The sequence below is a fragment of the Alteriqipengyuania triglochinis genome (genome assembly GCF_054655655.1).
This window is the reverse complement of record NZ_BAAHNC010000001.1, coordinates 1,183,549-1,197,117: the sequence shown is the minus strand read 5'-3', so window position 1 is coordinate 1,197,117 and position 13,569 is coordinate 1,183,549. Positions and strand designations below refer to the sequence as shown.

General features: G+C 64.2%; 10 protein-coding genes and 1 pseudogene. 10 read left to right on the top strand and 1 reads right to left on the bottom strand.

Annotation, left to right across the window (positions count from 1 at the left end; genetic code table 11):
* Positions 1–442 (bottom strand): annotated as a pseudogene (locus tag ACYQ0L_RS05690) (ornithine cyclodeaminase family protein); the annotation flags it as partial.
* A gap of 145 nt (positions 443–587) precedes the next feature.
* On the opposite strand from ACYQ0L_RS05690, the gene ACYQ0L_RS05685 reads away from it, so the two are divergent.
* The 10 genes from ACYQ0L_RS05685 (at position 588) to ACYQ0L_RS05640 (ending at position 13,562) form a co-directional block, all read left to right on the top strand.
* On the top strand, positions 588–1,055 hold the full coding sequence (locus ACYQ0L_RS05685; protein ID WP_459787998.1) for an Lrp/AsnC family transcriptional regulator: 468 nt from the start codon (positions 588–590) through the stop codon (positions 1,053–1,055).
* A 90-nt stretch (positions 1,056–1,145) separates the two neighbouring features.
* Positions 1,146–2,819 (top strand): peptidase M61, encoded by a 1,674-nt coding sequence (locus ACYQ0L_RS05680; protein WP_459787996.1) that lies wholly within the window; start codon positions 1,146–1,148, stop codon positions 2,817–2,819.
* A 118-nt stretch (positions 2,820–2,937) separates the two neighbouring features.
* Complete coding sequence (locus tag ACYQ0L_RS05675) at positions 2,938–3,576, top strand: PepSY-associated TM helix domain-containing protein (protein ID WP_459788048.1); 639 nt, start codon at positions 2,938–2,940, stop codon at positions 3,574–3,576.
* 24 nt (positions 3,577–3,600) lie between these two features.
* Entirely contained in the window at positions 3,601–4,122 is a 522-nt protein-coding gene (locus ACYQ0L_RS05670) for a DUF2271 domain-containing protein (RefSeq protein ID WP_459787995.1), read from the top strand.
* A 26-nt stretch (positions 4,123–4,148) separates the two neighbouring features.
* Positions 4,149–4,964 (top strand): DUF4198 domain-containing protein, encoded by an 816-nt coding sequence (locus ACYQ0L_RS05665; protein WP_459787993.1) that lies wholly within the window; start codon positions 4,149–4,151, stop codon positions 4,962–4,964.
* Positions 4,961–5,962 (top strand): FAD:protein FMN transferase, encoded by a 1,002-nt coding sequence (locus tag ACYQ0L_RS05660; RefSeq protein WP_459787992.1) that lies wholly within the window; start codon positions 4,961–4,963, stop codon positions 5,960–5,962. Before ACYQ0L_RS05665 ends, ACYQ0L_RS05660 begins: the two co-directional genes overlap by 4 nt.
* A gap of 10 nt (positions 5,963–5,972) precedes the next feature.
* Complete coding sequence (locus tag ACYQ0L_RS05655; RefSeq protein ID WP_459787991.1) at positions 5,973–6,656, top strand: Fe2+-dependent dioxygenase; 684 nt, start codon at positions 5,973–5,975, stop codon at positions 6,654–6,656.
* Positions 6,657–6,784: 128 nt separating this feature from the next.
* Entirely contained in the window at positions 6,785–8,977 is a 2,193-nt protein-coding gene (locus tag ACYQ0L_RS05650) for a TonB-dependent receptor (RefSeq protein WP_459787989.1), read from the top strand.
* 564 nt (positions 8,978–9,541) lie between these two features.
* Positions 9,542–13,066, top strand: a complete 3,525-nt coding sequence (locus tag ACYQ0L_RS05645) for a CHASE domain-containing protein (protein ID WP_459787987.1) — start codon at positions 9,542–9,544, stop codon at positions 13,064–13,066.
* A 124-nt stretch (positions 13,067–13,190) separates the two neighbouring features.
* On the top strand, positions 13,191–13,562 hold the full coding sequence (locus ACYQ0L_RS05640) for a response regulator transcription factor (protein ID WP_459787986.1): 372 nt from the start codon (positions 13,191–13,193) through the stop codon (positions 13,560–13,562).
* Positions 13,563–13,569: the final 7 nt, after the last annotated feature.

Genomic DNA, 13,569 nt, shown 5'->3' with positions numbered 1-13,569 from the left:
TCTGGTGCGTGCGCGCCTGCCCGCCGGTGCCCATGATCAGCAGCGTGCGGGCATCCTTGCGGGCCAGCGCGTCGGTCGCGACCGCGGTCGCGGCGGCGGTCCTGATATGGGTGACTTCCTCGGCATCGATGATGGCGACGGGTATGCCGCGTTCGGGTTCGAACATCGCGATCACTCCGCGATGACGCCGCGTTCCGGGATTGTCGGGATCGCCAAACACGCTGATCATCTTCGCGCCGAACATCGCGTCGTCGGCCAGCGCGCCGGGCATCTGCGCGAAAGTCCGCCCTTCGCCCATGTGAATCATCGTGCGTAGCAACTGGCGGGTGTGCCCGGCGGAGAGGGCCATCATCGCCTCGCGCACCGCCTCGATACAACCGGGATAGTCCAGCTGCGCTGCCACGTCGGCGCTGTCGAATATCGCAAGCTGCGCCTTATCCATGCTCTCCCTCTCCCATTCGTCCGCCCCTCGAATCGTGAACGCAGTTTAACGAAGTGCCGAGCAGCGCACTTGCTTTTTGAAACCTGTCTGAAACAATATCTGCATTCTTTATGGTTCGATTTAAGCAGGGGAGCATAAATTGTCCGTGGAACTCGATCGTCTCGATGTGAAAATCCTCGCCCGGCTGCAGATCGATGCGGCGGCATCCTCCAGCGAAATCGCCGATCAGGTGGGGCTGTCGCAATCGCCGTGCTGGCGGCGCATCCAGCGATTGAAGGAAGAGGGCTACGTCGCGCGCCAGGTCGCCATTCTCGACCGCGAGAAGTTCGGCGAGAGCATGTATATCTTCGCTCAGCTGAAGATGGCTCGCCTGTCGGACGACGACCGGGACGAATTCATCGCCGCGCTCGAGCGGATCGACGAGGTGACCGAGGCCTATACGCTTTTCGGGGAGATGGACGTGATGCTCAAAGTGCTCGCGCCCAACATCGCATGGTACCAGAACTTCACCTTCCGGCGCCTGCTGCGCCTCCCGGGGGTGGAGGACGTGCGGTCCACCGCCACGCTGTCCGAACTCAAGAACACGCACCGGATCCCGCTGCCCGATCTGTAAGCGCGTCGGGTGCATCGTTTATGCGCCCTTGGGCTGCGTATCGGTCGATTTGCATATGTATCGCGCGCCATTCGCCATAATCTCGAGCCCATGAAAGCATCGATCATTCTTTCGCTAGGCCTGCTGCTGGGCGCCGTGACTCCCGCCGCTGCGCAGGACGAGGCGAACATCCGCGTGGAACTGACCCCCGGCGATGCGGACGGCGACGGGCTGATCGATCGCATGGCGGTTCGGTTGAGAATCGATCAGGCCCCCGAAACCTTCCGGCTTGCCACGCAGGCGAACAACGTCGTCACATCCGCACCGGACGTGAGCGATCTGGAATTCGCACGCGATGGCCACACGTTCTCTGCCGAGGTCCGCGACGAGCAAGAGGATGACGCGAACAGCGCCCGGTACTGGAGCGTGCCGAGCGGCCCGGGCGCGCTGACCGTCAGCTACGCTTTCACGATCGACCCCGCGCGCGAGGAACTGGCGCTGCCGCAATACGAACTGCGCAGCGGCAGAAACGGCGTATCCGGCGCGGCGCTAGCGTTCCTCGTTTTGCCGGCGGACGATCTGGCGCGGAGCGTGACGATCGACTGGCATCTCGACGGCCTGCCCGATGGTGCGCAGGCGGTGTCGAGCCTTGGGCCGGGCGATGCGCGCTCCACCCGCCCGCTGCGCAGCAGCGAGCTTGGCTCGACCTATATCATGGTCGGGCAGCCGGGCGTGTTCGACGACGACGCCTTCTTCGCGGCATGGCTCGGCGATTTCGGGTTCGAGGGCCGCGACCTGATGGAATGGGCGGCGCAGCTGCACCACTATTACGGCGCATTCTTCGACCAGGTCCCCGACAATTTCGGCGTGTTCGGGCGGACCAACACGCTCAACCCGGGCAGCGGTATCGGGTTGACCGACAGCTTCGCCTTCACCTTCGACGACGAGATTGCGCGCGATGAGCTGAAGGGCCTGCTGGCGCACGAGATGCTGCATGCGTGGGTCAATTCGCTCGATGGGATGATGGATGCGCCGGGCGGGCTTTATTCGTCGTGGTTCGGAGAAGGTCTGGCCGTCCACTACCAGCGGCTGCTGCCCTGGCGCGCCGGGCTGATAGACGATGCGGCGTTTCTCGCCGACCTCAACAGCACTGCCGGCCGCTATTACACCAACGCGCTGATCGACACGCCCAATGACGAGATTCCAGGCGGTTTCTGGCGCGATACGCGGATCAGGGTGCTGCCCTATGATCGCGGCTCGCTCTATTTCGCGAAGGTCGATGCGGATATCCGCGCCATGTCGGGTGGCGCGCGCAGTCTCGACGATTTGGTCCGCGCGATGCTGAGCGAACGCAGGGCGGGCAAGCCGATGGACCTTGCTCTGTGGAAGCGGCTGCTGCGTGCCGAGCTGGGCGAGGCGGGCGTAAGACAGTTCGAGGCGATGCTGGACGGCGCGGTGTCGATCCCCCCGCCCGATGCATTCGGGCCGAAATTCGTGCGCGTGCAAAAGCCGATGCGCCGCTTCGATCTCGGCTTCGATCCCGCGGTGCTGGTCTCCCCCGATCGGGTCGTGCGGGGGCTGAAGCCCGGATCGAATGCCGCGCGTGCGGGCCTGCGCAATGGCGACCGGATCACCAACCGATTCCCCCAGGATTCGATGCAGGCAGACCAGCAGGCGACGTTGACCCTCGATATCCTGCGCAATGGCGAATCATCGCAGATAACCTATCTCCCTCGCGGGGAAGAGGTGCTGGCCTATCAATGGGAATCCATCGGGAAACCGTGATCCGCTGACGCGGGAAGTGCTTGCGGTTTCGTCCCCACGCTGACTGTTATTGACATGCATTCGCAATCCAAGCATTGCGAATGCCAGCCGTCATCAATCAGCACTTCTCGTGGATCAGTTGGTCAATCAATCGAACCTTCCGCGGCGCAAGCCGCGCCGGTGGCTATCGCCATTCTGGATGCGCCAGTTTCACACCTGGCACTGGATGAGCAGCGCGATCTGCCTGGTCGGGATGATCCTGTTCGCGATCACCGGCATCACGCTCAATCATGCCGGGGCGATCGAGGCGGATCCGACGGTGGAGACGCGCGAGGCGACCATGCCCGCCGACCTGCTGTCGCAGCTGCGGACCACGCCCGAAGGCCCGCCTGCCGACGGCCCCAAGGACTGGCTGGAAGGCGAGTTCGACATCGATCTCGACGGTCGGCGTCCCGAATGGACCGAGAACGAGCTTTACGTGCCGCTGCCGCGCGCTGGCGGTGACGGCTGGATCGCCGTCGACCTCGCGTCGGGCACGGCGGAGTTCGAAGACACCGATCGCGGCCTCGTCTCTCTGCTCAACGACCTGCACAAGGGGCGCGACACCGGCCTCGCGTGGTCGTGGTTCATCGATATCTTCGCGGCCGCCTGCGTGGTGTTTTGCGTGACCGGGCTGCTGCTGTTGCAGATCCATGCCCGCAAGCGTCCCTCGACCTGGCCGATCGTCGGTGCCGGGCTCGTCATCCCGTTGTTTCTCATCATTTTCCTGATGCATTGACCTTTGCCGGACAAGGACCTGCTCATGCGTAAAGCCTACTGGATCGCCATTCCCGTGACCGCCTCTGCCTTTGCGGCTCCCGCTGCGGCGGGCGACATGCAGATACAGCTCGAAATCCCGCGCCTGCGGGTGGCCGAGTACCACAATCCCTATGTCGCGGTGTGGCTGGAAGACGCCGACGGCAAGGCGGTCGCCAACCTCGACGTTTGGTACGATGTCGACCTGCGCGGCGACGATCCGCGCAAGTGGCTGCCCGACATGCGGACCTGGTGGCGCCGTGCAGGGCGCTCTGCCGATATGCCCGCCGATGGCATCAGCGGGCCGACCCAGGTGCCCGGCACCTACACGCTGCGGTTTCGCGAAGGGAGCCGGCCGCTGCCCAAGCTGGCCGCAGGTTCCTATGTCCTGCGGGTCGAGGCCGCCCGCGAAGTCGGCGGCCGGGAACTGGTCAGCATCCCGTTCCAATGGCCCCCCAAGAAGCCCATGACCGGCACGAAATCGGGTTCGAAGGAACTCGGCAAAGTGCGCCTTTCCATCCAGCCCTGATCCCACGCGCAGAGGATAACCGAACCATGTTTGCCAAGCCTTCCCTGATCGCCGCCGGCCTTGCCCTCGGCCTGTCCGCTCTCGCGCCGAGCGCAGCCGAAGCGCACCGCCGCTGGCTGCTTCCTTCCGCCACCGTGATGGCGGGCGAGGAAGAGACGGTCACCGTCGATGCCGCCGCGTCCAACGGCCTGTTCATTTTCGAACACCGCCGGCTGGGGCTCGACGATCTGGTGGTCACCGGCCCCGACGGCGAGCCTGTGACGCCGGAGATCATCGGCAGCGGCGCCTATCGCAGCGTTTTCGATCTGAAGCTCACCCAGCAAGGGACCTACCGGATCGCGCTAGCCAGCAACGGGATGATGGGGTTCTACGAGCTCGACGGTGAACGCCGCCGCTGGCGCGGCAGCCGCGCGGAGATGGAAACCGCGATCCCCGAAGGCGCAACCAACGTGCGCATCGGCGAGAATTCCGGGCGCACCGAAACCTTCGTGACGCTCGGCGCGCCGAACGAGACCGCGCTGGCGCCCACCAATGTCGGGATCGAGATGATTCCGGTGACGCACCCCAACGATCTGATCGCGGGCGAGCCTGCGCAGATGCGCTTCCTCATGGATGGCGAGCCTGCCGCAGGGCTGGAGCTTGAATTCGTGGCCGGTGGCACCCGCTATCGCGACGAGCCGGGAATTCAGACGCTGACCACCGATGCCGACGGCATGGTGACGCTGAGCGCCGACGAGCCCGGGATGTACTATCTCGAGGCGGCGGCGGGCCGCGGCGAGTACGAGGACGGGACGGCACGCCGCATGTCCTACACCGCCGTGCTCGAATTCATGCCGCTTTGAGCACGGCGGCTGCACGTAACGGGGCAGACGGAAAGCTCGATCTGCTGTTGCCGCCGGGCGAGCCGGCATGCGCGCTCGCCCCGGCGGACGCGCGCGCTGTCGCGCTGTCGGGCTCGACGATGGGCACCGGATGGTCGCTCCAGGCGCTCGCGCCGCCGGGGCTGGCAGACGGGCGGATCGAGGCAGCGCTTGAGCAATGCTTCGAAACCGTGATCGCGCAGATGAGCCAGTGGCGCGAGGATTCGCAGATCAGCCGCTTTAATGCTGGCACGCCAGGCAGCCGCCACAGGATCGGGCCGCAGTTCGGGCAGGTGCTCGACTGTGCGTTTTCGATCCAGCACGCGAGCGACGGCGCGTTCGATCCGCTGCTGGGATGGCAGAGCAATGCCTGGGGGTTCGGGCCCCATGCCGTCGGCAACGCGCCTCCAACGCGCACGCGCGCAGCCCGCTTCGAAGCCTCGTCCATCCAGACCGACGTCCCCGACACGATCGTGCAGCCAGGCGGAGCCATGCTGGACCTGTCGGGCATCGCGAAGGGTTTCGCGGTCGATATGGGCATGGCTGCACTGCGCCGGCTCGGCATCGAACACATGCTTCTGGATATTGGCGGCGAGTCGAAGGCCATTGGCCTCAGGGCCGATGCGCTGCCCTGGTGGATCGATCTTGCAGTGCCGCCCGGATCGCCGGCGCGCCGCACGCGGATCGGCCTGACCGGCTCGGCGCTCGCCACCTCCGGACACTGGGAGCGGCGACGCTTCGCGCAAGAGCGTTCGTGGTCGCACACGCTCGATCCCGCCAGCGGTTTGCCGATCAACGATGCGCTGTCGGCCAGCGTGCTCCATCCCGGCTGCATGCAGGCCGATGCGCTGGCGACTGCGCTGATCGTGCTGGGAATGGACGAAGGCATAGCCTTTGCGGACCGGCACAGGCTGCCCGCGCGGATCGTGGGGCTGCAGCGCGTTGCCGAAAGCGCCGCCTGGCGCGCATGGAAACAATAGGAGAGCTGCGATGATGGTTCGGATCGAAAACGTCCTGAGCGCCGAACAGGTGCAGAGCCTGCGCGCGATGATCGACCAGGCCGAGTGGGTCGACGGTAACGAGACGTCGGGCCACCAGTCGCGCACCGCCAAGCGTAACCGCCAATTGCCCAAGGGGAGCGAGGTCGCGCAGCAGGCGGGCCGGGTCGTGCTCGACGCGCTGGGCCGAACGCCCGAGTTCGTCGCCGCGGCGCTGCCGCTCAAGGTCTTTCCCCCGCTCTTCAACCGCTATGAAGGGGGCGAGACCTTCGGCAATCATGTCGACAACTCGATCCGGCGGCTGGATGGCACCGATTTCCGCATCCGCAGCGACCTGTCGGCAACGCTCTTCCTGTGCGATCCGGAGAGCTACGAGGGCGGCGAACTGGTCGTGGAGGATCTGTTCGGCGAGCAACGGGTCAAGCTGCCCGCAGGCGACATGGTGCTGTATCCTGCATCGAGCGTGCACCGCGTCACGCCGGTGACCAGCGGGGCGCGAGTTGCAAGTTTCTTCTGGCTCCAGAGCATGGTCCGCGATCCGGTCCAGCGCGAGCAGCTCTACCGGCTCGACCGGACGGTGCGCGTCCTGTCGGCAGAGCGTGGCCCGCAGGACGAGGCCGTGCTCGAACTGACCAATCTGTACCACAACCTGATGCGCAGCTGGGCGGACGCCTGACATCGCCGAATCGCCGGTTTCAGGTATTTTTGGCTGCGAATGCGAATAGTTCGCAATTTCATTGACTCATATCAAATGCTCTCCCATAGGCGCCGTTCACCACACGGACAGGGAAGAAGCATCCGATCATGAATCGCACAAACGCCGCCCGCAAACCGGCCGCCTATCTCGCTCTGGGATGCGTCGGCTTCATCGCAAGCGCGCCCGCTGTCGCAGAAGATGGCGCGGTGGAAGCGAGCGCACAGCCGGCCACCGACATCATCGTGACCGGCAAGCGCGCGGACGAGCTTGAGTTGCAGGAAAGCACCGCTCCGATCCTCGACACGCCGCGGATCGTGAATGTCCTCACCGAAGAAACGCTGGAGCAGACCGCGTCCTATTCCTTCGAGGATGCGCTGCTGAATGTGCCCGGCATCACGCTCGGCGCGGGCGAAGGCGGGACGTCGGCCGCCGATATTCCGTTCATCCGCGGCGTGGATGCTACCGCCGACGTCTTCGTCGATGGCGCGCGCGACATCGGATCGCAGACGCGCGAAACCTTCGCGGTGGAACGGATCGAGGTCTACAAGGGGCCGAGCGGTGCGCTGGGCGGACGCGGCGCAGCGGCGGGCGGGATCAACATCGTCAGCAAGACCGCGCGCGAAGGCAACTTCGTGTCGGCGACCGGATCGATCGGCACCTCCGATCTGTACCGCGTAACCGCCGATGTGAACCAGCAGCTGGGCGAGAAGGTTGCCGTGCGCTTGGTCGGCCTGTTCCACGATTCGAACACGCCAGGCCGCGATGCGGTCTACGACGACAAGTGGGGCATTTCGCCCTCGATCGCCTTTGGCGTCGGCGGCGATACCGTGGTCAGCCTGACGCATTATCACTTCGAGAGCGATGGCCTGCCCGATTACGGCATTCCGCTGACCTCGCGTGACCAGTTGCCGGGTGGCAAGCGCGAGCCGGCCGATGTCGATTACGACAATTTCTACGGTCTGCTGGCGCGCGACTTCCAGAAGACGCGGGTCGACACCACGACCTTCAAGTTCGATCACGAACTGGGCAATGGCTGGAGCGCGTCGGCCCTGATGCGCTATTCCGACAGCGACATGGACTACATCGTCACCAACCCGGACGACAGCGCCGGCAACGTGGCGAACGGGACGGTCTGGCGCGCCATCAAGAGCCGCAATTCGAACACCGAGACGATGGCGGCGAACGCCAACCTCTCCGGCAAATTCGCGACCGGCAGCATCGAACACAGCCTGTCGGTGGGTGCGGAATACAGCTGGGCCGACACCTATAACCTCAATTACAGTGTCGATACGGGCGACCGCACTTGCCCGGCTGACGATATCGCGGCGTTCAACTGTACCGACTTGCAGAATCCCAACCCCGGCGACCCTTGGAACGGTTCGATCACGCGAGCGACCACTCCTACGCTGGCGGATGCGGAAGACATCAGTGTCTACCTGTTCGACTCGATCACGCTCATCCCGGAGCTGATCGTGAACGGTGGCGTGCGCTACACCGATTACCGCGCCAGCGGGTCGGGTGCAGGCCGTGGCGGCAGCTATTCGGGCAAGACGCAGACCGATTTCGTCAGCTGGCAGGCGGGTGCGATCTTCAAGCCGGTGCCTTCGGTCAGCATCTATGCCTCCTACGCGAATGCGAAGAACCCTCCGGGCACCGACGTTGGTCTCGGTTCGGACAATCTCTCGATCAGGGATGACGGATACGACCCGCAGGAAACCGAGAACTACGAGATCGGTGCCAAGGCGGAACTGTTCGGCGGCGCGATGCAGATTTCGGCAGCTGCCTTCCAGGTCGATCGCGGCAACATACTTCCGGCCGATTCTTTCGATGCCGTTGATGAGGAGATCATCGATGCGGGCAGGCTACGCGGCTTCGAAATCGGCGTCACCGGCCGGGCGGGCCCGGTCTCGCTCTTTGGCGGTTATACCTATATCGACAGCGAAGTGCGCGAAGACGGCGCGACCGATCCCGCCGCGTCGACGGTCGGCAACGCACTGCCCAACACGCCCGAGCACAACCTGACGCTGACGGCCAATGTCGAAGTGACCGACCGCTTCAGCTTCGGTGGCGGGGTCTATCACCAGTCCGGTCGCTTCGCGGATGCGGAGAACCTGATCTCGGCCGATGGCTTCGTGCGGGCAGACCTGTTCGCGGCCTATGCCTTCAACGACAGGATCGGGCTGCGGCTCAATGTGAAGAACGTCGGCGACGAGCGCTACATCACAAAACTGCGCAGGCCCCACTTCGCGGTACCGGCGCAGGGGCGCCAGGCGATACTGTCGGTCGCGTTCCGCTATTGAAGGTGAGGTAAGCGCAGGGCCCTGTGCCGAAGCCTCGCGGCTTGGTGGATGGGCCCTGCCGCGCCGCGAACGCGCGCATGTTCCAGGCATTGCGCTGCTGATCGGTGGCGAGCAGCATGGTGCTCCTGCGCCGATCGGAAAGATCGCCAGCGTCCACATACCATCACCCTGCCGGGGAGAGCCTCCGGCAGGGTGATGTCCGTTTTGCAGCGGGCTGCTCGACGATCGTCGGGGCGGATCGGCTAAGGCGAGGGATCTGCACCTTGCCGAAATCCCGCCCGCCTGTGCGTGCTGCGGCCATCGAAGGCGTTTCGCCTCCTCCAGCGGTACTTCGCGCCGTGTGCCACATTTTCTCCCCGTCACTGCCCATGCTGCGGGCGCTATTCCGGCGTCGCCGAAACCGTCCTTGGCCTGCCCGCTTTGGTGATTTGCGCTCCGCTGTGCTAAGAGCGGAAAGGACGTAGTTGCTGTTTTGCTTCCCTAATTACCCGAAAGCACGCGCCGGGACGTGTTATTTGCGCTATATTACGCTTGGAACCAGAACCGAGTGACCAGATACGACCTATGGAAACCCGACACACGCAGCCGGCAATGGAGGCACGGCTACCCCGTCCGGAAATGACCCTCGTGCCGTGGCTGCGCGATGTCGCGATCCTCACCGTCGGGTATTTCATTGCGGGCTATATCGGGCTTCAGCTGGCGGTCCCTCCCGGCTATGCCACGATCATCTGGCCGGCGTCGGGCGTTGCCCTGTGCGGCCTTCTCTTGCGCGGACCGAGCATCTGGCCGGGCATCTGGCTCGGCTCGTTCGGCCTCAATCTCTACAACACTCTGCAGGGCGGCCCCCCGTCCGAGGGCGTGCTGCCTACCGTGGCCGTTGCGGCGGCGATCGCCTGCGGGGCGGTCGCGCAGGCGCTGGTCGGGTGGCATATCGTGCGCAGGTACTGGCGCGAGCTGGAACTCTCGGCTCCAGGCCAGACGGTCCGCTTCATCGCGAGCGTCGTCATCCTTCCGTGCCTCGTTGCGCCATCCTTCGGCGTCGCCACGCTTTACGTGGCTGGCCTGCTCGAGGTGGAGGCAATTGCCAGCAATTGGCTCACCTGGGCGGGCGGCGACATGCTGGGCGTGATCTTCATGCTCCCGATCCTGCTGTTCTCCAGCCATTCTCCCCTGCCGGTCTGCTGGGGCGGGAAACGTTTGCCCGGGGCAAGCACGGCGGTCGCCATGTGCATGACGGCGACCCTGCTGCTGACATTCTATGCCTGGCAAATTGTGGCGGAGCGTGAGTACGAGACCTCGCAGGCCACGTTCGCAGCGCTGGCGACCGACACCGAACAGGCGCTTGCCGCGCGGATCGCGGTCTATGAGCGCGCGCTCGACGCAAGCGCCGCGTTTGCCGCCAATTCCGAAGAGGTCAGCACTGCGGAATGGACCGATTACGTCAGGCGACTGAATATCGAGACCAGCTATCCCGGCATGCGGGGACTCGGCTTTTTCGAAGCCGTGTCGGCGCAGGATATGCCGGCGTTCCGGGAGAGGTTCAGCCGCGAGTTCGGCAATCGCTTCGACATTCATCCGAATGTAGAGCGCGAAGAGCATTTCGTTATCAGCCGGATCGAACCGCTGGAGAAGAATCTGGCCGCGCTCGGCCTCGACCTGGCGTTCGAGGAGGGCCGGCGCGAAGCCATCGCGCTATCGCTTCGGGACGGCAAGACCACGATGACGCGGCCCATTGTCCTTGTTCAGGATGAAAGGCAGCGGTTCGGCTTCCTGTTCATGAAACCCGTCGCGCGGGCCAACGCATCCGGGAATCCGGTATGGACCTTTGCGCCGCTGGTAGCCGACGAGTTCCTCACCGGGCTCACGCCGCGAGAAAGTGGGGATTATTCGCTCGAGGTGTTTTTCGGCGACGAGACTTCGGCCGCAACGCGGATGTTCGCCACCGCCAACCAGCCCGGCGACGATGCGCGCTTCGAAGAGGTGCGCGGCTTCGAGATGGCCAACCAGCACATCACGCTTCGCTGGCGTAGCTTGCCGCCCTTCGAAAAGCGTGTGTCGACGCAGGCGCCGATCATGGTGCTGATCAGCGGGATCGTCGTCTCGATCCTTCTGGGGCTGCTGCTGACTGCCTTCACGCGGCGCGAGGGCATGGTGATGCGCAAGGTCGAGGAGGCAACCGCCGAGGTCGAGGCGCGCAACAAGATGCTGGAACTGGCGGAGGCGACCGCCCACGTCGGCCACTGGTGGGTGGATGTCGAAACCGAAGAAGTATTCTGGTCGGACGAGGTCTACCGCATCCACAAGCGCAAGAGCCAGAAGCCTCCGACGCTGGAGGAAGGCCTCGATTACTACCATCCGGAAGACCGGGAGATGGTCGTCGACGCGCTCGATGAAGCGACCTCGAGCGGAAGCGCCTACCGGTTCGCCGCGCGGTTGATCCGCGACGACGGCGAACAGCGGCATGTGGAGGTCATCGGTCAGGTCAGCACCGGTCCCGATGGGGAGATTACCTCCCTTCTGGGGGTCATCATGGATCGCACCGAAGAAATGCTCATGCGCGAAAGCCTTACCAAGGCGCGTGACGAGGCCCGTGCGGCCGACAGGTCTAAGACGAACTTCCTCGCCAATATGAGCCACGAAATCCGCACCCCGATGAACGGGGTCATCGGATTTACCGAACTGGCGCTAAGCGAGGAGAAGGACCCGGCCCAGCGTAGGCGGCTCCAGATGATCGCGGATTCGGGCAATGCGATGCTCAGCCTGCTGAACGACCTGCTCGACTTCGCGAAGATCGAAGCCAACCAGATGGCTGTGGCCGACGAACCGACCGATCTGCGGGAAACGCTGACGGCCATCGTTCGCCTGATGGGGGCGAATGCGCAGGCGAAGAATATCGACCTGACGGTCGAATTCGACCCGGCGCTGCCCAGATTCGTCATGATCGACAAGATGCGCTTGCGCCAGATCATGCTGAACCTTCTCGGCAATGCGACCAAATTCACCGAAGCGGGCACTGTGAAGGTGTCGGTGAAGATGGACCCGCAGGAGGATAACTGGCTGCCCCGGATGATCATCCAGGTGCGCGATTCCGGTATCGGCATCCATGCCGACCGGCTGGGCTCCATCTTCGAGAAGTTCACGCAGGCCGACGACACGACTGCACGCCGCTATGGCGGGACGGGCCTTGGCCTGCCGATCAGCGCGCAACTGGCCGAACTGATGGGCGGGTCGATCAGCGTGGAAAGCCAGGTGGGCGTGGGCTCTACCTTCGTCCTCACCCTTCCGCTGCGCAAGACCGAGGTCGCCGCTGAAAGCCCCCTGCCGGTCGATGGCGACGAGTGCTCGGATTGCGGGCACCCCGTGGCTCTGCGGATCCTCGTGGCAGAGGACAATCCGGTGAACCAGGAACTGACCATGGCGATGGTCGAAAAGGCCGGGCACGTATGCGATCTCGCTCGCAATGGGCAGGAAGCGCTCGAGCGCGTGATGGATGCGCGCAGGAGGAACTCGCCCTACGATATCGTTCTGATGGATATGCAGATGCCGGTTCTCGACGGGCTCGGATCGACGATTGCGATCCGCGAAGCCGGGGTCGGGGCGAGCGAACTTCCGATCATTGCGGTTACCGCAAACGCCTATTCGGACGATATTCGTCGCTGTCACGAGGCGGGGATGCAGGCGCACATCGCCAAGCCGCTGCGAATGGACGATCTGTGCGCAGCGCTCGGCAAATGGGCCGTGCGCATCCCCGCGTCTGCCGCGCCCGCTTCGTCCGGAATAGAACCGGAAAGCGATCCGCGCCTCAACCGCATGTTCAACGAGCGTGTCGAGGGAGCGTTGCAGGCGATCGACGCCGTGATCGCGCGCGAGGAAATCGTGGACGAAGAGAGTATCGAAATCGCCGGCATGCTCCATCAGATTGCGGGTGTGGCGGGCTATTTCGATCACGCCGAACTGGGCGAAACCTGCCGCGACGTCGAGCATCGGCTGCTGGTCCCGGCGGACCCGGCTTCAAGGCTCGAACTCCTGCGCTCGGTCAGGACGGATTTGAAGCGCGCCGTCGACTCGGCTACGTCCCCGGCCGCGTGATGCAAGCAGTCCCCCAACTGCCATGTGGGGCAGCGGGACCGGGCTTTTGTTTGAATTGCCGAGATTTAACAGATATTAAGCAAACCTAAGGCAAGGTTTGCGGGATTCCACCTTGGAGAGCCTGATGGCTAACATCCTCATTGCTGACGATGATCCGATCCTCGTCGAACTGGTCAAATTTCGTCTGGAGGGCGCGGGTCATGTCACGAGCGTGGCCCATGATGGCGAGGCTGCGCTGAAGCAGATTGCCGCCGACAAGCCGGACCTTGTCGTGCTCGATTCCATGATGCCCATCGTGCCGGGCCCCGAAGTGCTCAGGGCCGTCAAGGCCGATCCCGAAACCAGTCATATTCCGATCGTGATGCTCACCGCCCGCAAGGGCGAGGCAGACGTCGTCGCGGCCATCAAATCGGGCGCGGCCGATTATCTCACGAAGCCCTTCATTCCTCAGGAACTGCTGGTCCGCATCGAAAAGCTGCTTGGCGCCGCCGCGTGAACCGTTT